Genomic DNA, 18,892 nt, shown 5'->3' with positions numbered 1-18,892 from the left:
TCTACGCCGCCAGCCCGCTCTCCACCGGAGCGAACTCCAGTCCCAAGCTCTCCGCCACCGCCCTGTTGGTGATGCGCCCGCGATGGACGTTCAGCCCGTTGCGCAGATGCGGATTTTCCAGCACCGCGGCGAATCCCCTATTCGCGAGCATCAGGCCGAACGGCAGCGTCGCGTTGTTCAGGGCCTGGCTCGAGGTCACCGGCACCGCGCCCGGCATGTTGGCGACGCAATAATGCACGACGCCGTCGACCTCGTAGGTCGGCTCCGCGTGCGTGGTCGGGTGCGAGGTCTCGAAGCAGCCGCCCTGGTCGATCGCGACGTCGACCAGCACGGCCCCCGGCCGCATCGATTTCAGCATGGCGCGCGTGACGAGCTTCGGCGCACTGGCGCCCGGCACCAGCACTGCGCCGATCACGACGTCGGCGGCGAACACCTCGTCCTCGACCGACTCGATGGTCGAGAAACGGGTGCGCACGCGTCCGGCAAAGAGATCATCCAGTTCGCGCAAGCGCGGAATCGAGCGGTCGATCACGGTGACCTCGGCACCGAGGCCGGCTGCCATGCGCGCAGCCTGCGTTCCGACGACGCCTCCGCCGAGCACGACGACGCGTGCCGGCTGCACGCCGGGCACGCCGCCCAACAGCAAGCCGCGGCCGCCGGCCGAGCGCTTGAGCGCGGCGCCGGCGGCCTCGATGGCGAGGCGGCCGGCGACTTCGCTCATCGGGGCGAGCAGCGGGAGGCGACCGCTCGCATCCGTGACGGTTTCATAGGCGATCGCGCTGCAGCCGGAGTCGATCAGGCCCTTGGCCTGGTCCGGATCCGGCGCAAGATGAAGGTAAGTGAACAAGATCTGGCCCTCGCGGAGCTGGGCCCATTCGCTCTTCTGCGGCTCCTTTACCTTCACGATCATCTCGGACCTGGCAAAGATCTCGCGGGCGGTCTCTGCAATGGACGCCCCTGCCCGCCGATACATTTCGTCGGACGCGCCGATGCCACTGCCGGCGCCGGTCTCGACCGTCACCTGGTGCCCGGCGACGACATACTCGCGGACGGCGCCCGGGGTGAGCCCGACGCGATATTCCTGCACCTTGATCTCCCTGGGCACACCGATGCGCATCCCGAACTCCCTTGCCAACGCACTGATTCCGCTCGTTCATCGTAGCGACGGTGCCCGTTTGGTTTCATGCAAATATCCGCTAGGTTCGGCATGCGCGCGCCGGTTTCCGGCGCAAAAGTGCCCTTTGACGCTGGAAACGAAACCTTGGCCCTCGACCGGAAAGACCTCGCCATCCTCGCGGAACTCACGACCAATGCGCGAGCCAGCCACACCGAGCTTGCCAACAAGGTCGGCCTGTCGAGCACGGCGCTGGCACGGCGGCAGAAGGCGCTGGAGGACGACGGCTACATTCAGGCCTACCAGGCCGCGCTCGACCTCGCCCAGTTCGGCCTCACCACCACCGTGCTGGTTCGCATTGCGCTGGAGAGCCAGAGTGACGATGCGCTGAAGGCGTTCGAGGCGGAGGTGGTGAAATGTCCCTCTGTCGTGCGCTGCTTCCTGATGTCCGGGACCGACGACTACATCCTGATCGTGCTCGCCCGCGACATCCAGGATTTCGAGCGCATCCACCGCACCGAACTGTCTCGCCTGCCCCGCGTCGCGCGGGTGCAATCGAGCTTCGCGCTGCGCGAGATCGTCAACCGCGCGGTGCCGACCGTGGTGTTCGGGGAGACGAAGCGCTGACCTCGTCCGTCCAAACGGGGAACCGGTCGGGAACCAAGCAACCCGTCATCCGTTAGGCGCTATTGGCCAGCGGCGGCAACGCATCCTCGCGTCAGCATCCAGACTTTGCCAGCTCGGCCTTCCGCAGGGAACAGAACATGGCCGATCTCAAGGATCAGATCCCCGAACGCATTTCGATCAACCTCGTCGTCAACGGCGTCAGGCGCACACTCGAGGTCGTGCCGTGGACCACGCTTCTGGATGCCCTGCGTGACCGCCTGGAGTTGACTGGCACCAAGAAAGGCTGCGATCACGGCCAATGCGGCGCCTGTACCGTGCTGATCGACGGAAGACGGGTCAATTCCTGCCTGACCCTCGCCGTCATGAAGGATGGCGCTGAGATCACGACGATCGAAGGCTTGGCCAAGGACGGCACGCTGCATCCCCTGCAACAGGCCTTCATCGACCATGACGCCTTTCAGTGCGGCTATTGTACGCCGGGACAGATTTGCTCTGCCGCGGGCCTGTTGGCCGAAGGCCGTGCGCGGGATGCCGACGAGATCCGGGAGCTGATGAGCGGAAATCTCTGCCGCTGCGGCGCCTACCCCAACATCGTCGCTGCGATCGAACAGGCAATGAGCCCGTCATGAACAACTTCCAGTATTCCCGCGCAAGCGACGTCGCCGACGCCATTCGCCTGCTCGCCGCCGATCCTGGCGCGAAGCCGATTGCCGGCGGCACCAACCTGATCGACCTGATGAAGGAGAATGTCGAAAGGCCCTCCCGGCTGATCGACATCTCCCGCCTGCCGCTCCGCGACATCGAGGAGACTGCCGACGGCGGCCTGCGCATCGGCGCCTTGGTGCCGAATTCGGATCTCGCCTACCATCCGCTGATCGAGCAGCGCTATCCCCTGCTCGCCAGCGCCATCCTGGCAGGTGCATCCGCGCAACTGCGCAACATGGCCTCGGTCGGCGGCAATCTGATGCAACGAACGCGCTGCCCCTATTTCTATGACACGACGACGCCTTGCAACAAGCGAAGTCCCGGTATGGGCTGCTCGGCACTCGATGGCCTCAACCGGAACCATGCAATCCTCGGCACCAGCGAATCCTGCATTGCGACCAGTCCATCCGACATGGGCGTGGCGCTGGCCGCGCTCGGAGCGCTCGTGCACATTGCAGGCCGCACCGGCGATCGCACCATCGCGCTGACGGATTTCCATCGGCTTCCTGGCGACAAGCCTCACATCGATACGAATCTCGGCAGCGGCGAGATCATCACCGCAGTCGAGTTGCCGCCGCAAGGTTTTGCCCGGAACTACAGCTATCTGAAGATCCGCGACCGGCTGTCCTACGCCTTCGCCCTGGTCTCGGTCGCGGCCGCGCTCGAGCTGGAGGGGAACGCAGTCAGCGAAGCGCGCCTTGCGCTCGGCGGCGTGGCTCACAAGCCCTGGCGAAGCCTCGAGGCCGAAGCGGCATTGCGCGGCCAGGCGGCGACACCGGATCATTTCGGGCGCGCCGCCGACCTGCTGCTGCAGGGAGCAACTGCTCGTTCTCATAATGGTTTCAAGATCGAGCTGGCGCGCCGAGCCATCGTGCGTACGCTGATGCAGGCCACAAGCGCCACGCCGCAATCGCAAGCTCACAAAAAGATCGCATGAGGATCCGATGAACGCCTATGTCGGAACACCAACGTCGCGCGTCGACGGCCGGGCCAAGGTCACCGGAACCGCGAAGTATGCCGGCGAGTTCACCGCCGACGGCCTGGTCCATGGTTTCGTGGTGGAGGCCACCATACCGCGCGGGCGTATCGTGCGGCTCGACACCAGCGAGGCGTTGAAGGTGGCCGGAGTGCTCGACGTGCTCACGCACGCCAATCGTCCTTCGCTCGCCGACAAGGACGAAGCCTGGAAGGACGAGGTGGCCCCAGAGGGTTCGCCGTTCCGGCCGCTATATGACGACTTGATCAGATTTAACGGGCAGCCAATTGCTCTCGTCGTCGCCGAAGAATGGGAGACCGCGAAGTTCGCCGCAACGCTGGTGCTGATCGACTACGAGCAGGACGGGTTTGCAACCGATCTCGAGGCCGAGCGCGGCAGTGCCAGCGAGATGGACAAGCCGCACAGGCCCCGCGGCGACGCCAAAGGAGCGCTCGCGGCCGCAGCCCTGCGGCACGAAGCGGACTACCTCATTCCGACCGAGCATCACAATCCGATGGAGCTCTATGCGACGACGGCGGTCTGGGAAGGCGACGGCAAGCTCACGGTCTACGACAAGACGCAAGGCGTCCAGAACGTGCACAAGTTCCTCTGCGCTGTATTCGACAAGAAGCCGGACGACGTCCGCGTGATCTCGCCCTTTGTCGGCGGCGCGTTCGGTTCCGGTCTGCGGCCGCAGTATCAGGTGGTGCTGGCGACGCTGGCCGCGCTCGCGCTCAAGCGCTCCGTCCGCGTCGTGCTGACACGGCGGCAGATGTATGGGCTTGGCCATCGGCCGATGACCATCGAGCGCGTCGCGCTCGGGGCAAGGCCCGACGGCACGCTTAACGCCGTCACCCACGAAGCTGTTGCTGTGACCTCACGCTACGAGGATTTCTCGCGCAATGACACCGGCTGGGCCGAACAGCTCTACAAGAGCCCTAACAGTCACTTTTCCCACAAGCTGGTCGATCTTGACGTCTCGACGCCCTGCGACATGCGCGCGCCGGGCGCGGCATCGGGAGTCTGCGCGCTCGAATGCGCCATGGACGAACTGGCCGTCGCGCTGAAGCTCGATCCGATCGAGCTGCGGCTGAAGTGCTACTCGGATCGGGACCAGAGCGAAGACCTCCCCTACACCAGCAAGCAATTGCGCGAATGCTACGCCCGCGGCGCGGAAGCCTTCGGCTGGGCCCGACGCACCCCCGCGCCGCGCTCCATGCGCGACGGCAAGGAGTTGGTCGGCTGGGGCATGGCGACAGGGGTGTGGGAGGCGCTGCAGATGCCGGTCGCCGTCCGCATCGTGTTGACGTCGAACGGCCATGCCGAGGTCTCCTGCGCCGCGTCCGATATCGGCACCGGGACGTACACCATCGTGGCGCAGGTAGCGGCCGATGCCCTCGGGCTGCCGATCGAGAACATCAGCGTCCGGCTCGCCGACTCGGCCTTGCCGCAAGCCCCCGTCGAGGGCGGCTCCTGGATGGCTGCGTCCAGCGCGCATGCCGTGTTGGGAGCGGCTGAAGACATTCGCCAGGAGCTCGCACGTCTCGCCAAGGCAATGCCGGACTCGCCGCTCGCTCACCTCGACGCCGCCAACGTCGCCCTGGTTGACGGCATGATCGGCAGGAACGGAGCTGCCGTCTCGATTGCGGATGTCATGCGCCACAGCAACATCGAGCGGATCGAAAAGGAGAAGCTCAACCAGTTCGCGGAGGACAAGTCGCATGCCCGCAACACGCATTCGGCGGTTTTCGCCGAGGTGAAGGTCGACGAGCAGCTGGGCGTCATCCGCGTCACGCGGGTCGTGAGTGCGGTCGCGGCCGGGCGCATCCTGAACACCAAGACCGGTCGCAGCCAGATCCTAGGCGGTGTGGTCTGGGGGATCGGGATGGCGCTGCACGAGGAGACGGCGATGGATCACCGCTTCGGCCGCATCATGAACGCGAACATCGCCGAGTACCATATTCCCGTGAACGCCGACATTCACGACATCGACGTCATTTTCGTCGATGAGCCCGACGACCGGATCAACAGGCTGGGCATCAAGGGTCTCGGCGAAATCGGCATCGTCGGCGTGCCTGCGGCGATTGCGAACGCCGTCTATCATGCCACCGGCAAGCGCATCCGGCGCTTCCCGATCACGCTGGACAAGCTGCTGGACTGAGGCCGCGGGTACTCGAACCGTCCTGCGGCACTCGGGCCTGTCATCCAACTGTCATCGAATGTGCCGAGAGGTGTGTCTCCGGCACATTCGGGACCCGACATGGACTATTTCAAGCGCTTCAACTTCCTGTTCGCCGCACCTGTGTTCGACGCCGACGATCTCGAAGGCGTCCGCTTCAACCAGATCATCGAGGAGATCCAGCGCTCCGGCTTCGAGGTGGTCCGCGCCCGCAAGCTCGAGGACGCCGAGATGGCGGTGCAGACCGACGCCGCCATCGGCTGCATGGTGGTGGATTGGGGCAAGAAGGGCCTCGAAGGCAAGACCTCGGCGCTGATCAATCTGATGCGCCGCCGGGGTCTCGACTTCCCGATCATACTCCTGATCCGTCGCAAGCGGTTTGAGGATTTGCCGGTCGAAGTGCTCGATTTCATCGACGGCTACGTCTTCCTGTCCGAGGAGACGCCGACCTTCATTGCCAAGAACCTGATCAGCCGTCTCAAGCAATATGCCGAGACGCTGAAGACGCCGTTCTTCGGCGCACTGGTCGATTATGCCGAGGAAGGCAACCAGCTCTGGACCTGTCCGGGCCACAATGGCGGCGTGTTCTACAATCGCAGCCCGATCGGGCGCGTGTTCGTCGAGCATCTCGGCGAGTCCGTGTTCCGCGACGACCTCGACAATTCCGTCCTCGATCTCGGCGACCTTCTCACCCATGAGGGCCCGGCGCTGAAGGCGCAGAAGGAGGCGGCGCAGATCTTCGGTGCGGAAAAGACCTATTTCGTGCTCAACGGCACCTCCACCTCGAACAAGGTCGCGCTCGGCGCCCTCGTCACCGACGGTGATCTCGTGCTGTTCGACCGCAACAACCACAAGGCCGCCCATCACGGCGCTCTGATGATCAATGGCGGCGTCCCCATCTACGTCCCGACCGTCCGCAATGCGTGGGGCCTGATCGGCCCGATGCGCTGGGACATGCTCGATGAGAAGGTCCTGCGCGAGGCGATCCGCAACCATCCGCTGCTCAGGGATCGCGACGCCTGGCGCAAGGAGCGGCCGTTCCGCGTCGCCGTCGTCGAGCAGTGCACCTATGACGGCTCGATCCACAGCGCCGAGATGATCCTGAAACGCATCGGCCATCTCTGCGACTACATCCTGTTCGACGAGGCCTGGGCCGGCTTCATGAAATTCCACCCACTCTATGCCGGCCGCTTTGCCATGGGCCTGGCCAATCTTCCTCCAGAGGCCCCCGGCATCATCGCGACCCAGTCGACACACAAACAACTGGCGAGCTTCTCGCAAGCCTCCCAGATCCACATCAAGGATCGTCACATCCGCGGCCAGAAGCGGCGCGTCGAGCACCGCCGCTTCAACGAAAGTTTCATGCAGCACGCATCAACGTCCCCCTTCTATCCGCTGTTCGCCTCCCTCGACGTCGGCGCACAGATGATGAAGGGCCGCTCCGGCGAAGTGCTGTGGGACGACACGATCCGCCTCGGCATCGAGCTGCGCAAGAAAATCCGCGCGATGCGCCGGGAGTTCGAGGAAAAGGAGCAGAACCCGGACCGGCGCTGGTTCTTCGAACCCTTCGTTCCCGACCGCATCGCCATTCCCGACGTCAGCCGCCCCGGCGCCGCGCACGACGTCGCCTGGGAAACGCTTTCCACCGACGAGCTGGCCACCAATCCCGCGGTGTGGCAGCTCTCCCCCGACAGCAACTGGCATGGCTTCCCCGGCCTCGCCGAGGGCTTTGCCATGACGGATCCGAACAAGCTGACCTTGCTCACGCCCGGCTTCGACCGCGCCACCGGCGCTTATGCCGAGCACGGCATCCCCGCCCCGGTCGTCGCGCAGTATTTGCGCGAAAACCGCATCGTCCCCGAGAAGAACGACCTCAACTCCCTGCTCTTCCTGCTCACACCCGGCGTCGAGGCGAGCAAGGCCGGCACGCTGATCTCCGGCCTCGTCGCGTTCAAGAGGCTGCATGACGACAATGCGCTGCTGGCCGACGCGATCCCGGAATTCCAACAGCGGCGGCAGGCGCGCTACGCAGGCGTACGCTTGCGCGATCTCTGCGGCGACATGCACCGCTTCTTCCGCAGCGCCGACGTCAGCGCGCTCCAGGCCCGGCAGTTCATGGCCGAGCACATGCCCGAGATCGCGATGTCGCCCCGCGATGCCGCGCGCTATTTGTTCCGCAACGACGTCGACTACCTGCCGATCGAGGCGATCGCCGGCCGCATCGCCACCACGCCCTTCGTGGTCTATCCGCCCGGCATCGCCACCATCGTGCCCGGCGAGCGGCTGACGGAACGGGCCAAGCCCATGATCGACTATCTCAAGATGTTCGAGACTTGCTTCAACACCTTCCCGGGCTTCGACGTCGAGATCCAGGGCGTCTACAAGGAGATCGACGCCAACGGCCGCATCGGGCTTTATACTTACGTCGTTGCCGAGTAGGTGCCGATGAACGAAACAGCTGCGCGCGGAAGTGACGAACCCGTCCTGGTCAGGCCGTCACGCGAAAGCGATGTCGAGGCGATGCTGGCGATTTACCGCCATCACGTCCGCAATGGCGTGCCGCGCGATGTCGAGGGCACCGGTGCGCCGGAGCCGGACGATCTGCGCGACCGGCGCAAGAACCTCAAGCAGACCCGCCTGCCCCATCTGGTCGCGACCTATCGCGGCGAGATCGTCGGCTATGCGTATGCCGTGCTGTTCCGCAAGCGTCCGGCCTATCGCTACACGGCCAAGCACTCGATCTACGTCCACCACGCGCATCTCGGCCGCGGAGTCGGACGTCTATTGCTCCAGGAATTGATCGATGCCTGTGCGGCAGCCGGCTTCCGTCAGATGATCGGTTATATCGACGCCGACAATGCAGCCTCGCTGGCGCTGCACGAGAGGTTCGGCTTCGCGCGCGCCGGTCTGCTCTGCGGCGTCGCCTATCGCCACGGCCGCTGGTCCGACACCGTGATGGTGCAGCGATCACTCGGCCCAGGCACAACAACACCTCCACCCACCACGACGCCTGGGCGGTAGGCCTTAGGACGGAAAGTCAGCCGGTCTGACATGGATGCGGTCGGCATGCAGCGACCAGTGATGCAATGCCTGGTCCTTGCAGAATCTTGCTTTCGCCCGCTCCCTGGCCTCATCCTCGTCGGCGGCGTCGATCTCGAGCGTACCCTGGCAAACCTCGCTCTGCCGACCGCATTCGCCGAGCACGTCCTTCATGAACTTGACAACATAGGTAGACATGGGACCTCCCAACTGCCCCGGCGGCACTCTAGTCCCATTTAGGTCAGCCGGGGGAAGGAGATTTTGACGCGGATCAAGGTCGGTAGGGTGATTTTCCACCATCGGTTCCGGCCGGCGCTACCCCGGCGTCACCCCGAATGCCTGCTTGAAGCGCTCTGCATAACGCGGCCAGACCTCGGGATTGATGATGCGCGGCGGGCGCTTGCCGTCGAGCGTCTCCAGCACCTGCTCGGCGGCGATCCGGCCCATGTTCTGGCGCGCCTCGACCGTCACTCCCGCGGTATGCGGGCTCGCCAGCACGTTGTCGAACTGGAGCAACGGATGCTCCGGCGGGGGCGGCTCCTTGGACCAGACGTCGAGGCCCGCGCCCGCGATACGCTTGTCGCGCAGCGCCTGCAGCAACGCGTCCTCGTCGTGGATGAAGCCGCGCGCCGTGGTGATGAAATAGGCATGCGGCTGCATCAGCGCGAATTCGCGTACGCTGATCATGTTGCGGCTGCCCTTGTTCAGCGGGCAGGAGATCGAGACGAAATCGGCGCGGCGCAGCAGCTCGTCGAGTTCGACCTTCTCTCCACCCCGCTCGGCCATCACCTCCGCGGTGAGGTATGGATCATAGGCCAGCACCTTCATGCCGAGCAGGCCCTTGCATAGCGCGGCGATGCGCCGGCCGACATTGCCGAGGCCGATGATCCCGACGGTCTTGTGCTCGACCTCGTTGCCGACGAGTTCGTTGCGGTTGACGTCGCGCTCGTGGCGCAGGCGGCGATCCGACTGGATAATGCGCTTGGACAGCGTCAACATCATCGCGAGCGCATGTTCGGCAACCGAGTGGGCGTTGCCGCCGGACTGGTTGACGACCACGACGCCGGCGGCCGTGCAGGCCTCGACGTCGACCGGGTCGAAGCCTGCGCCATTGCTGGAGACAAGCAGCAAATTCGGCGTCCGCTTCAGGAAGGCGGCATCGACGTGGAAATGCGGCGCCAGCTCGTCACGGGCCGCGCCGATCTGGTAGACATGGGCCGCGTCCAGGATCGGCGCATAGAAATCCTCAGGGCTCTCGTTCTCGATCCGATCGAGCCGAACGTCGGGCCGTGCCTTCAGGATGTCGATATAGATCGGGTTGGCCAGGTATTTGACGTAGAAGACGCGCTTGCTGTTGACGGACATCAGGACCTTCCGGCTCGCTCGCGAGGGAGCCCGGCAAGGTGGCGCGATGCGCTCCTCTTGTGCTTCCTCCTCGTTTTTTCGTTGTCGCCTTATGACATGGCGAGGCCAGCCACGGCAGGCCTTCTGGCGCAGATCACGGTGCCGCCCCGGACATGTTGACAATCCCGCTGCCTGCGTCAAGTTCGGCGAACCGCCGCGGCGCGCCCGAACACCGATAGGCGTGCAGCGCGGCCCATAAAAATACGCCAAGGGAGATCGCAATGGCGATTGCGGAACAGCAGGCGGCGCCCCAGGCGGCTCAAGGCTCCGGCGACAGGAGCTGGCACGGGATCGTCCTGCAAACGTTGAAGCGGAACGAGATCAGCCTCATCCCTTACGTGCCCGACCGCGTTCTGACGCCGCTGATCAAGAACCTGCACGCCGATCCCTTCTTCACCGCTTTTGCCACGGCCCGAGAGGAAGAGGCCGTCGGCATCGTCTCCGGCGCGTGGATGGGCGGACGGCGCGGCGCGGTGCTGATGCAGACTTCCGGCTTTGCCACGCTGGCCAACGTGCTGGCCTCGCTCGCGGTGCCGTACCAGATCCCGCTGATCATGTTCGTGTCCGAGCGCGGCACGCTCGGCGAGTTCAACTACGGCCAGTCGCTGGTCTGCCGCACCATGCGCCCGGTGCTGGATTCGCTGGCGCTGGAGCACCACACCATCACCCGGCTCGACGAGCTCGAATTCATCGCGGACCGCTCCATCAAGCAGGCCGTCACCACCCAGGCGCCGGTCGCGCTGATCCTCAACCCGCTGCTCACCGGCGGCAAGGTCTTCGACAAGTGAGGCCGGTCAAATGAATACTGACTTGAACGCGCGCAATACCAAGGTGATGAACCGGTTCGACGTCACTTCGCGCCTGATCGCAAAGCTCGGAAGCGAGGAAGCCGTGATCGGCGGCATCGGCAACACCAATTTCGATCTCTGGGCCGCCGGCCACCGCCCGCAGAATTTCTACATGCTGGGCAGCATGGGGCTCGCCTTTCCGATCGCGCTCGGCGTGGCGCTGGCGCAGCCCGGTCGCCGCGTCTTCGCACTCGAAGGCGACGGCTCGCTGCTGATGCAGCTTGGCGCGCTATCGACGATTGCAGCCCTGAAGCCGAAAAACCTGACGATGATCGTGATGGACAACGGCATCTACCAGATCACCGGCGCGCAGCCGACATCGGCAGCGAACGTCGCCGACATCGTCGCCATCGCCATCGGCTCCGGCCTTGCCAACAGCGCCTGGGCCGCGGACGAAGAGGATTTCGAGCGCCTGGTCGACGATGCGATGGCTGCCAGCGAGCCGGGCCTGATCGCGGTCCGGATCGACGACAAGCCGGGCGTGGGCACCACCCGCCGCGACCCCGTGCAGATCCGGGAGCGCTTCATGCACGGCCTCGGCGTGCGCGAGCCACTTTAACATTTTGTCATTAACTACACGGCGATCTGATACCGACCTCGCGACAACCCGGCCAGATCCGTGCTAAGCGGTCCGGATGTCCATTTTCATTCGTTCCTTTGCCTGGCTTCTCGCGGCCGCCGTCACTTTCGCCACTCTAGGTCCCCCCGGCCTTCGTCCCCATTCCGACCTCGGTCAGGACGGCGAACATGCGCTCGCCTTCATTCTGGTGGGATTGGCCTTCGGCCTCGCCTATCCGCGCCGGCGCCTGTTGAGCGCAGCGACCGCGGTGGTCCTGATCGGCGTGCTCGAACTGATGCAATTTTGGGCACCGGGACGCCACGCCAGGCTCGAGGATTTCCTCGTCGACGCGCTCACAGCCTGCATCGGCTTTGCGCTCGCGGCCGCGACCGATTGGCTGCTCACGCGCTTTCGCGCAGGCTCCGCCGTGACAAGCGAAGGCCCCGCGGAGTGACACCCCGCAGGGCCCATCTTCTCAACGCAAAGGTCAGCACCGATCAGTCGATGATCTTGACCACGCGGCGCGTGCGCGGCTCGACGATCACGCGGCGATCGTTCACGACCGCATAGCGATATTGCGTATAGTTCGGCACTGGGCGCAGCACCACGGTGGGCGGCAGTGGCTCGCCAACCACGACGCGCTCGTGAATCACCACGGAATCGTCGCGCGGGATTCCGCCCAGCACGGCGTTCGGAATTTCGAGGCCGGCGCCGACGGCCGCACCAACAGTGCCGCCGACCATGGCGCCGATCGGGCCACCGATGTCGCCGCCCGCGCGCGCGCCGTCCCTGGCGCCCTGTTCGGTCGTCGACTGAGCAAAGGCTGCACTCGACGCCAGCAGAGACGCGGCAGCCAACGAAATCGCAAAACGGGTCTTCATGTCCTCATGTCTCCAGTGATTGCTATTCGCCTTCAACCGCGGGGCCGGACCGTTGTTCCGGTTCCCCCGTGGCGAAAGACACGCCAGATCTGGAGACTGTTACGGCGTAACAGTTCAGGCTGCGGCGATCTCGTGACCCGCCATCAGTTCCAGCGCTCGCACCATCCCCGAATGATCCCAGGCCTGGCCACCATGTGCGGTGCAGGCCGAGAACAATTGCTGGGCCACCGCCGTGCTCGGCAGCGACAGGCCAAGCGTGCGCGCGACCTCGAGCGCGAGGTTGAGATCCTTCTGGTGCAGCTCGATGCGGAATCCCGGATCGAAGTTGCGCTTCACCATGCGCTCGCCATGCACTTCGAGAATCCGCGACGAGGCAAAGCCGCCCATCAGCGCCTTGCGCACCAGCGCTGGGTCCGCACCAGCCTTGGATGCAAACAGAAGCGCTTCGCTCACCGCCTCGATCGTCAGCGCAACGATGATCTGGTTGGCAACCTTCGTCGTCTGACCATCGCCATTGGCACCGACATGCGTGACATTCTTGCCCATCTTGTCGAAGATCGGCTTCATGGCGCAAAAAGCCCGCTCCGGCCCGCCGACCATGATGGTGAGGCTCGCCGCCTTGGCGCCGACCTCCCCACCCGACACCGGCGCATCGAGATAGTCGGCGCCGAGCGCCTCGATCTTCTTGGCGAATTCCTTCGTGGCCAGCGGCGAGATCGAGCTCATGTCGACGACGATCTTGCCCCTGGAAATGCCGCTCGCGACCCCGTCCGTGCCGAACAGCACGGCTTCGACATGCGGTGTGTCCGGCACCATGATGATGACGGCATCCGCCTCCTCTGCGACCTGCTTGCTGGACTTGCATGGAATGCCGCCGGCCGCGATCAGCTCCGGCGCGACCGGCGCGACATCATGCAGGAAAACGCGATGGCCTGCCGCCAGGAGATGGCCGGCCATCGGCCGTCCCATGGTGCCAAGTCCGATGAACCCGATGTTGGTCATGTCTGACTTTCTCTCAGTTGGATTAGCGAAATTTTATCCGCACGCTCGGTGCACCTCTCCCGCAAGCGGGAGAGGGAGCGCACCGTCGCCGTGGCCGCACTCTCACGTCTCGAACGTCTGCGCCGCATGCCACGAAAGCCCTTCCGGCGTCGTGGTGCGCGGCTTGTATTCGCAGCCGATCCAGCCGCGATAGCCGATTGCGTCGAGGTGGCGGAACAGGAAGGGATAGTTGATCTCGCCGGTGCCAGGCTCGTGCCGGCCGGGATTGTCGGCGAGCTGGATATGGGCGATCTCCGGCAGATATTCCTGCATGGTGCGGGCGAGATCGCCCTCCATGATCTGCATGTGATAGATATCGTATTGGACGAACAAATTGTTCGACCGTACCTCCGAGATCAGCTGCACCGCCTGCTCGGTACCGTTGAGGAAGAAGCCGGGAATGTCGAGCGTGTTGATCGGCTCGACAAGCAGCTTGATCTTCTCCCGCGCCAACGTCGACGCAGCGAAGCGGAGGTTACCAACCAGCGTTTCGTTGAGCTCGCGCGGATCGGCGTCGGCAGGCGCGATGCCCACGAGACAATTGAGCTGCTCGCAATCGAGCGCCTTGGCGTATTCGATGGCTCGGAACACGCCGTCGCGGAATTCGGCGGTGCGGTCAGGCAGGATCGCGATGCCGCGCTCGCCCGCCGCCCAGTTTCCGGCCGGCAGATTGTGCAGCACCTGCGTCAGCCCATGGGCTTCGAGTTGCTCGCGCAGCTGCGCCTTGTCGAAATCATAGGGGAAGAGATATTCGACCCCGGCAAAGCCCGCCGCCTTCGCCGCGGCAAAGCGGTCGAGGAACGGCATCTCGTTGAAGAGCATGGTGAGGTTTGCGGCGAATCTCGGCATGATGCTGTCTCCTATTCCGCCGGCTGCAGCACGCCGGGCCGCGTGGTCCCGCCCTCGTCGAGCGGCAGATCAAGCACCTCCTCGAACTCGACGATGTTGTCGATCTCCGTGCCCATCGCGATGTTGGTGACGCGTTCGAGGATGAACTCGACCACCACGGGAACGCGGTGCCTGGTCATCAACTCACGCGCGGTGGCGAACGCGGCCTGCGTGTCCTTCGGGTCGGTGACGCGGATCGCCTTGCAGCCGAGGCCTTCGGCGACCGCGACGTGGTCGACGCCGTAGACGCCGATCTCGGGCGCGTTGATGTTCTCGAAAGAAAGCTGGACATGATAGTCCATGTCGAAGCCGCGCTGGGCCTGACGGATCAGGCCGAGATAGGAATTGTTCACGACGACGTGGATGTAGGGCAGATTGAACTGCGCCCCCACCGCGAGCTCCTCGATCAGGAACTGGAAGTCGTAGTCGCCTGAGAGGGCGACGATCTCGCGATCGGGGCATGCGGCACGCACGCCGAGCGCGGCGGGCAGCGTCCAGCCGAGCGGACCCGCCTGCCCGGCATTGATCCAATTGCGCGGCTTGTAGACGCCGAGGAACTGCGCGCCGGCGATCTGCGACAGTCCGATCACGCTGACATAAGTGGTGTCGCGACCGAACGCCTTGTTCATTTCCTCGTAGACGCGCTGCGGCTTGATCGGAACGTTGTCGAAATGGCTCTTGCGCAACATCGTCCTCTTGTGGTCGCGGCAGGCCGCGGGCCACGCCTGGCGCTCGCGGAGCCTGCCTGACCGGCGCCACTCCCTGGCGACGGTGACGAACAGCTCGAGTGCAGCCTTCGCGTCCGAGACGATGCCGAGGTCGGGATTGAACACGCGCCCGATCTGCGTCGGCTCGATGTCCACGTGAACGAATTTGCGACCCTTGGTGTAGGTTTCGACCGAGCCTGTATGACGATTGGCCCAGCGGTTGCCGATGCCGAGCACGAAGTCGGACTCCAGCAGAGTTGCGTTGCCGTAGCGATGGCTGGTCTGGAGGCCGACCATGCCCGCCATCAGCACGTGGTCGTCGGGAATAGCACCCCAACCCATCAGCGTCGGTACGACAGGCACGTTGGCGATCTCGGCGAATTCGACCAGAAGGTCCGAAGCGTCGGCGTTGATGATGCCACCGCCCGCAACGATCAGCGGACGCTCGGCGGCGTTGAGCATCTCCAGCGCCTTCTCGACCTGCTTGCGCGTCGCGGTCGGCTTGTAGACCGGCAGCGGCTCATAGGTCTCGTCGTCGAACTCGATTTCGGCCAGCTGCACGTCGAGCGGCATGTCGATCAGCACCGGCCCCGGCCTCCCTGAGCGCATCACGTGAAACGCCTGGCTGAACACGCGCGGCACCAGCGCCGGCTCGCGCACCGTCACCGCCCATTTGGTCACCGGCTTTGCAATCGATTCGATATCGACCGCCTGGAAATCCTCCTTGTAGAGACGCGCGCGCGGCGCTTGCCCCGTGATGCAGAGGATCGGAATGGAATCTGCGATCGCCGAGTAGAGCCCGGTGATCATGTCGGTGCCGGCCGGCCCGGAGGTGCCGATACAGACCCCGATATTGCCGGCCTTGGCCCGCGTATATCCTTCTGCCATGTGCGAGGCGCCCTCGACATGCCGCGCCAGGATGTGGCGGATCGAGCCGCGCTTCTTCAGCGCCGAATAAAGCGGATTGATCGCAGCCCCGGGAACGCCGAAGGCAGTCGAGATGCCTTCCTTTTCCAGGATACGCACGGCAGCATCGACGGCTCGCATCTTCGCCATATCGGACCTCGCTTGGTTCAAGTCAGCGAGCGAGATCATCAGGTGCGCAGAAGCCGATCTCAACGAGATCGATTTTATTTTCCACGATGCGGCAGCCACGAAAAAATCGCGGATGTCTCAATCGGTTACATGGAGAGATGCGTGAAAGCCGCTTCACTCGAACAGCGGCGCCAGTTCCATCTGCGGCACCAGCACGAGACCCTTGTCGGTGATGCGAATTTCCGGAATGACCGATAGCGGAATCAAATTGAAGCCCATGTAGGGGATGGTGCAGCCGGCTTCCGTCCATTCCTTCTTCAGCACCTTCACTTCTTCCGCTACTTCGGTGACGCGCTTGTCGGACAGCAGCCCGGCAATGGGCAGCGGAACCAGCGCCCTCACCTTGCCTTCGGCGACGACGCAGACGCCGCCCTGCCGCTCCTTGATCGCGGCGATGGCGACCTGCATATCGCCCTCGTTGGTTCCGGCGACGATGAGGTTGTGGCTGTCGTGCCCGACGCTGGAAGCGACCGCGCCGCGCTTCAGGCCAAAATCCTTGAGGAGGCCATGGGCGACGTTGCCGGCGGATTTGCCGTGACGCTCGACCACCGAGACGAAGCAGAGGCCGTAGCGCGCGAACAGCGAGGGCCAGTCCTTGGCCGGTTCGATCGCGACCTTCTCATGGATCAGTGTGATGCCGGGCAACGCGGTCTTGATCGCGTTGACGGTGCAGGCTTTCACCGGCAGCTCCGGCGTCAGCCTCAGTTCTTCCGGAAGCTTCACCGTGGCGTAGGCGGCCCTCGGATATTGGTAGCGCTGCGACAAGGCCTGATCGAGCCGAGGCGTGATCTTGCCGTGCTCGACCACGAGCTCGCCGCCATACCAGGTGCATTGCGGCTTGAGCTGATCGTCCATCAGCACGAGATCGGCGCGGCGGCCGCCGCCGAGCCCGCCGACATCGCCGTCCATACCGAAACGTGTTGCGCCATGAAGCGAGCCCATCGACCAGGCCTGCTCCGGCGACATCCCCGCCTTCACCGCCTCGCGCACCACCCAGTCGAGACCGAACAGCAGCAGATCGTCGGCATCGCGATCATCTGTGCAGACCGCCGTGCGCTTGTGCGAGGCCCCGAGCTCGGTCACGGTGCGGATCGCCTGCGGCAGCGAATGCCAGGGCGTCGTGGGCGGGCCGCCGCGGAGGAACACCCAGACGCCGGCGTCGAGCAGATCGTCAGCAATATCCCGGTCGATCGCCTCGTGCGTATCGGTGACGCCGCTCGCCGCATAGGCGGCGACGAACTCGCGGCCATAGACATGACCGGACACCGGACGCCCGCGCTTCAGGGCCGCGGCGAGGATGGCATGGCTGCGCTCGTCACCCATCGTGACAGGCACAAAATCCATCTTCTCGCCAAGCGCCACCGCTTCGGGCCAGCGGTCGAACAGGCCGGCGATCTTGTCCGGCGTGAGATCGCCGCCCGCGGTTTCCAGTTCCGCCGACGTCGCCGGCACCGTGCTCGGCACCGTCAAGAAGATCGACAGCGGCGCCTCGCGCGCGTCCTCCAGCATCGCCTCGACGCCGGCGACGTCCATGACGTTGCCGATCTCATGGCTGTCACAGAAGATCGTGGTGGTGCCGTTGAGCAGCGCTGCCTCCGCATAGGCGCAGGCCGTCACCATCGAGGATTCGATGTGGATGTGCGGATCGACGAGGCCCGGCGCAATGATGCCGCCGGCTGCGTCGTAGAGCGGCACCTCGCTCCAGGCCTTCTTCGCTGTACCGCTCGGCTTCACCGCCGCGATGCGGCCGCCGGAGATCCAGACCTCCCGCCCCCGATGGATACGCTCGGAATAGGTCGAGAGCACGCGCGCCCCCGTGACGACGAGATCCGGCACGACGCGCTCCGAGGCGACGTCGGCGAGGCGCCGCGTCATGCTGTGCAGTGGCGCGACGGCGAAACGGGTAAGTTTGGTCATCGGAGCTCTCTGGTGACGTTACGGCCGAGCGATGGTTACGCCCGCCCCCCAGGCAAGCTCAAATATAGCGGCAGGACCTACTTACGTCTTCGGCGCCGAAACAGCTGCCGCCCCCGCGCCCGAAGGCCTGCGCGGGTTCCGCCTTCGCCTCGGCGGTGCGGCAGTGGGCTTGACCCGAATGCGCATCGACCGGCCTTTGGGCTCATCGATCTCGAACGCATTCGTCTTTCGCACGAGGTCGCTCAACTTGCGGAAGCCGAACGTCCTCGGATCGAAATCCGAAGCCAGATTGGCGAGTTGCCGTCCGACTTCGCCGAGCGCGACCCAGCCGTCCTCGCTCTCCATCTGGGTGATCACTTTCTTGATGATGGGCGTGGCGGCATCGGGCGGCTGAAGCGGCGGCGACCTCGAGGCGGCATCCTGGGTGTTCGCCGGGGCGGCAACCAGGTTCTCGGTGTAGACGAACCTTCGGCAGGCCTGCCGGAAGCTTTCCGGCGTCTTCTGCTCGCCGAACCCGAAGACGTCGACGCCCTGCTCCCGGATGCGGGCGGCGAGACGGGTAAAGTCGCTGTCGGAAGACACCAGGCAGAAGCCGTCGAACCGGCCGCTGTGAAGCAGGTCCATCGCGTCGATGACCAGCGTTATGTCGGACGCATTCTTTCCCGTCGTATAAGCGAATTGCTGTTGCGGGATGATGGCGTGCTTCGACAGAATGTCGGCCCAGCCCCTGGAACGCGCATTGGAGAAGTCGCCATAGATGCGTCGGACGCTGGCCTCGCCGATCTTGGCGATCTCCTCGAAAAGTCCATCCGCGATCTTCGCAGAGGCATTGTCGGCGTCGATCAGGACGGCCAGACGGGGCGAGCGAAGTTCCGACGGCATGGCATTTCTCCACGGGATGGACGCAGCATT

The 18,892-nt window shown here is 64.7% G+C and carries 18 protein-coding genes; 9 read left to right on the top strand and 9 right to left on the bottom strand.

Going from position 1 to position 18,892, the window contains the following annotated elements; genetic code table 11:
• Position 1 precedes the first annotated feature (1 nt).
• Complete coding sequence (gene ald, locus XH87_RS31775) at positions 2-1,117, bottom strand: alanine dehydrogenase (protein WP_035699530.1); 1,116 nt, start codon at positions 1,115-1,117, stop codon at positions 2-4.
• A gap of 144 nt (positions 1,118-1,261) precedes the next feature.
• Here ald and XH87_RS31770 point away from each other — a divergent pair, with 144 nt between their 5' ends.
• The 6 genes from XH87_RS31770 (at position 1,262) to XH87_RS31745 (ending at position 8,622) form a co-directional block, all read left to right on the top strand.
• Positions 1,262-1,741, top strand: a complete 480-nt coding sequence (locus XH87_RS31770; RefSeq protein WP_035699565.1) for an Lrp/AsnC family transcriptional regulator — start codon at positions 1,262-1,264, stop codon at positions 1,739-1,741.
• Between the two features lie 137 nt (positions 1,742-1,878).
• A complete protein-coding gene (locus XH87_RS31765) occupies positions 1,879-2,370 on the top strand; it encodes a (2Fe-2S)-binding protein (RefSeq protein ID WP_271590920.1) in 492 nt (163 codons plus the stop codon).
• A complete protein-coding gene (locus tag XH87_RS31760) occupies positions 2,367-3,383 on the top strand; it encodes an FAD binding domain-containing protein (RefSeq protein WP_158670877.1) in 1,017 nt (338 codons plus the stop codon). Before XH87_RS31765 ends, XH87_RS31760 begins: the two co-directional genes overlap by 4 nt.
• 7 nt (positions 3,384-3,390) lie before the next feature.
• The gene (locus tag XH87_RS31755; protein ID WP_271590270.1) at positions 3,391-5,583 is read left to right on the top strand and encodes a xanthine dehydrogenase family protein molybdopterin-binding subunit; all 2,193 of its coding nucleotides are present in this window, start codon (positions 3,391-3,393) and stop codon (positions 5,581-5,583) included.
• Positions 5,584-5,682: 99 nt separating this feature from the next.
• Positions 5,683-8,040 carry an Orn/Lys/Arg decarboxylase N-terminal domain-containing protein gene (locus XH87_RS31750; RefSeq protein ID WP_271590269.1) on the top strand — a complete coding sequence of 786 codons (2,358 nt, stop codon included), beginning with the start codon at positions 5,683-5,685 and terminating at the stop codon, positions 8,038-8,040.
• Between the two features lie 6 nt (positions 8,041-8,046).
• Positions 8,047-8,622, top strand: a complete 576-nt coding sequence (locus tag XH87_RS31745; RefSeq protein WP_271590268.1) for a GNAT family N-acetyltransferase — start codon at positions 8,047-8,049, stop codon at positions 8,620-8,622.
• 3 nt (positions 8,623-8,625) lie between these two features.
• Here XH87_RS31745 and XH87_RS31740 read toward each other — a convergent pair whose 3' ends face one another.
• Together XH87_RS31740 and XH87_RS31735 are read right to left on the bottom strand one after the other, a co-directional pair.
• Positions 8,626-8,838: a hypothetical protein gene (locus tag XH87_RS31740; protein ID WP_035699540.1), complete on the bottom strand. Its 213-nt coding sequence runs from the start codon at positions 8,836-8,838 to the stop codon at positions 8,626-8,628.
• 117 nt (positions 8,839-8,955) lie between these two features.
• On the bottom strand, positions 8,956-10,005 hold the full coding sequence (locus tag XH87_RS31735; RefSeq protein WP_271590267.1) for a hydroxyacid dehydrogenase: 1,050 nt from the start codon (positions 10,003-10,005) through the stop codon (positions 8,956-8,958).
• Positions 10,006-10,265: 260 nt separating this feature from the next.
• On the opposite strand from XH87_RS31735, the gene XH87_RS31730 reads away from it, so the two are divergent.
• The 3 genes from XH87_RS31730 to XH87_RS31720 all read left to right on the top strand — a co-directional run bounded on the left by XH87_RS31730 (position 10,266) and on the right by XH87_RS31720 (position 11,905).
• Positions 10,266-10,832, top strand: coding sequence for a thiamine pyrophosphate-binding protein (locus XH87_RS31730; protein ID WP_271590266.1), 567 nt, complete (start codon positions 10,266-10,268; stop codon positions 10,830-10,832).
• Between the two features lie 10 nt (positions 10,833-10,842).
• Positions 10,843-11,451 carry a thiamine pyrophosphate-dependent enzyme gene (locus XH87_RS31725; protein ID WP_271590265.1) on the top strand — a complete coding sequence of 203 codons (609 nt, stop codon included), beginning with the start codon at positions 10,843-10,845 and terminating at the stop codon, positions 11,449-11,451.
• Positions 11,452-11,527: 76 nt separating this feature from the next.
• Positions 11,528-11,905, top strand: a complete 378-nt coding sequence (locus XH87_RS31720) for a VanZ family protein (RefSeq protein WP_271590264.1) — start codon at positions 11,528-11,530, stop codon at positions 11,903-11,905.
• Positions 11,906-11,948: 43 nt separating this feature from the next.
• Here the strand turns inward: XH87_RS31720 and XH87_RS31715 are convergent, their stop codons facing one another.
• The 6 genes from XH87_RS31715 to XH87_RS31690 form a co-directional block, all read right to left on the bottom strand.
• Entirely contained in the window at positions 11,949-12,332 is a 384-nt protein-coding gene (locus tag XH87_RS31715) for a DUF1236 domain-containing protein (RefSeq protein ID WP_035699550.1), read from the bottom strand.
• A gap of 114 nt (positions 12,333-12,446) precedes the next feature.
• Positions 12,447-13,334 carry a 2-hydroxy-3-oxopropionate reductase gene (locus XH87_RS31710; RefSeq protein ID WP_271590263.1) on the bottom strand — a complete coding sequence of 296 codons (888 nt, stop codon included), beginning with the start codon at positions 13,332-13,334 and terminating at the stop codon, positions 12,447-12,449.
• Positions 13,335-13,436: 102 nt separating this feature from the next.
• A complete protein-coding gene (hyi, locus tag XH87_RS31705; protein WP_271590262.1) occupies positions 13,437-14,222 on the bottom strand; it encodes a hydroxypyruvate isomerase in 786 nt (261 codons plus the stop codon).
• An 11-nt stretch (positions 14,223-14,233) separates the two neighbouring features.
• On the bottom strand, positions 14,234-16,024 hold the full coding sequence (gene gcl / locus XH87_RS31700; protein ID WP_271590261.1) for a glyoxylate carboligase: 1,791 nt from the start codon (positions 16,022-16,024) through the stop codon (positions 14,234-14,236).
• Positions 16,025-16,177: 153 nt separating this feature from the next.
• A complete protein-coding gene (locus tag XH87_RS31695) occupies positions 16,178-17,980 on the bottom strand; it encodes an adenine deaminase C-terminal domain-containing protein (RefSeq protein WP_271590260.1) in 1,803 nt (600 codons plus the stop codon).
• An 81-nt stretch (positions 17,981-18,061) separates the two neighbouring features.
• Positions 18,062-18,862 carry an NYN domain-containing protein gene (locus XH87_RS31690; protein WP_271590259.1) on the bottom strand — a complete coding sequence of 267 codons (801 nt, stop codon included), beginning with the start codon at positions 18,860-18,862 and terminating at the stop codon, positions 18,062-18,064.
• Positions 18,863-18,892 lie beyond the last annotated feature (30 nt).

This window comes from Bradyrhizobium sp. CCBAU 53415 (assembly GCF_028128735.1).
Classification (GTDB): Bacteria; Pseudomonadota; Alphaproteobacteria; order Rhizobiales; family Xanthobacteraceae; genus Bradyrhizobium.
Note: the sequence above shows the minus strand (reverse complement) of the source record. Positions and strands in the feature narration are given on the sequence as shown.

Coding starts and splice junctions, on each gene's coding strand:
- ald (WP_035699530.1), bottom strand. CDS start 1,117: ATGCGCATCGGTGTGCCCAGGGAGATCAAGGTGCAGGAATATCGCGTC.
- XH87_RS31765 (WP_271590920.1), top strand. CDS start 1,879: ATGGCCGATCTCAAGGATCAGATCCCCGAACGCATTTCGATCAACCTC.
- XH87_RS31760 (WP_158670877.1), top strand. CDS start 2,367: ATGAACAACTTCCAGTATTCCCGCGCAAGCGACGTCGCCGACGCCATT.
- XH87_RS31755 (WP_271590270.1), top strand. CDS start 3,391: ATGAACGCCTATGTCGGAACACCAACGTCGCGCGTCGACGGCCGGGCC.
- XH87_RS31750 (WP_271590269.1), top strand. CDS start 5,683: ATGGACTATTTCAAGCGCTTCAACTTCCTGTTCGCCGCACCTGTGTTC.
- XH87_RS31745 (WP_271590268.1), top strand. CDS start 8,047: ATGAACGAAACAGCTGCGCGCGGAAGTGACGAACCCGTCCTGGTCAGG.
- XH87_RS31740 (WP_035699540.1), bottom strand. CDS start 8,838: ATGTCTACCTATGTTGTCAAGTTCATGAAGGACGTGCTCGGCGAATGC.
- XH87_RS31735 (WP_271590267.1), bottom strand. CDS start 10,005: ATGTCCGTCAACAGCAAGCGCGTCTTCTACGTCAAATACCTGGCCAAC.
- XH87_RS31730 (WP_271590266.1), top strand. CDS start 10,266: ATGGCGATTGCGGAACAGCAGGCGGCGCCCCAGGCGGCTCAAGGCTCC.
- XH87_RS31725 (WP_271590265.1), top strand. CDS start 10,843: ATGAATACTGACTTGAACGCGCGCAATACCAAGGTGATGAACCGGTTC.
- XH87_RS31720 (WP_271590264.1), top strand. CDS start 11,528: ATGTCCATTTTCATTCGTTCCTTTGCCTGGCTTCTCGCGGCCGCCGTC.
- XH87_RS31715 (WP_035699550.1), bottom strand. CDS start 12,332: ATGAAGACCCGTTTTGCGATTTCGTTGGCTGCCGCGTCTCTGCTGGCG.
- XH87_RS31710 (WP_271590263.1), bottom strand. CDS start 13,334: ATGACCAACATCGGGTTCATCGGACTTGGCACCATGGGACGGCCGATG.
- hyi (WP_271590262.1), bottom strand. CDS start 14,222: ATGCCGAGATTCGCCGCAAACCTCACCATGCTCTTCAACGAGATGCCG.
- gcl (WP_271590261.1), bottom strand. CDS start 16,024: ATGGCGAAGATGCGAGCCGTCGATGCTGCCGTGCGTATCCTGGAAAAG.
- XH87_RS31695 (WP_271590260.1), bottom strand. CDS start 17,980: ATGACCAAACTTACCCGTTTCGCCGTCGCGCCACTGCACAGCATGACG.
- XH87_RS31690 (WP_271590259.1), bottom strand. CDS start 18,862: ATGCCGTCGGAACTTCGCTCGCCCCGTCTGGCCGTCCTGATCGACGCC.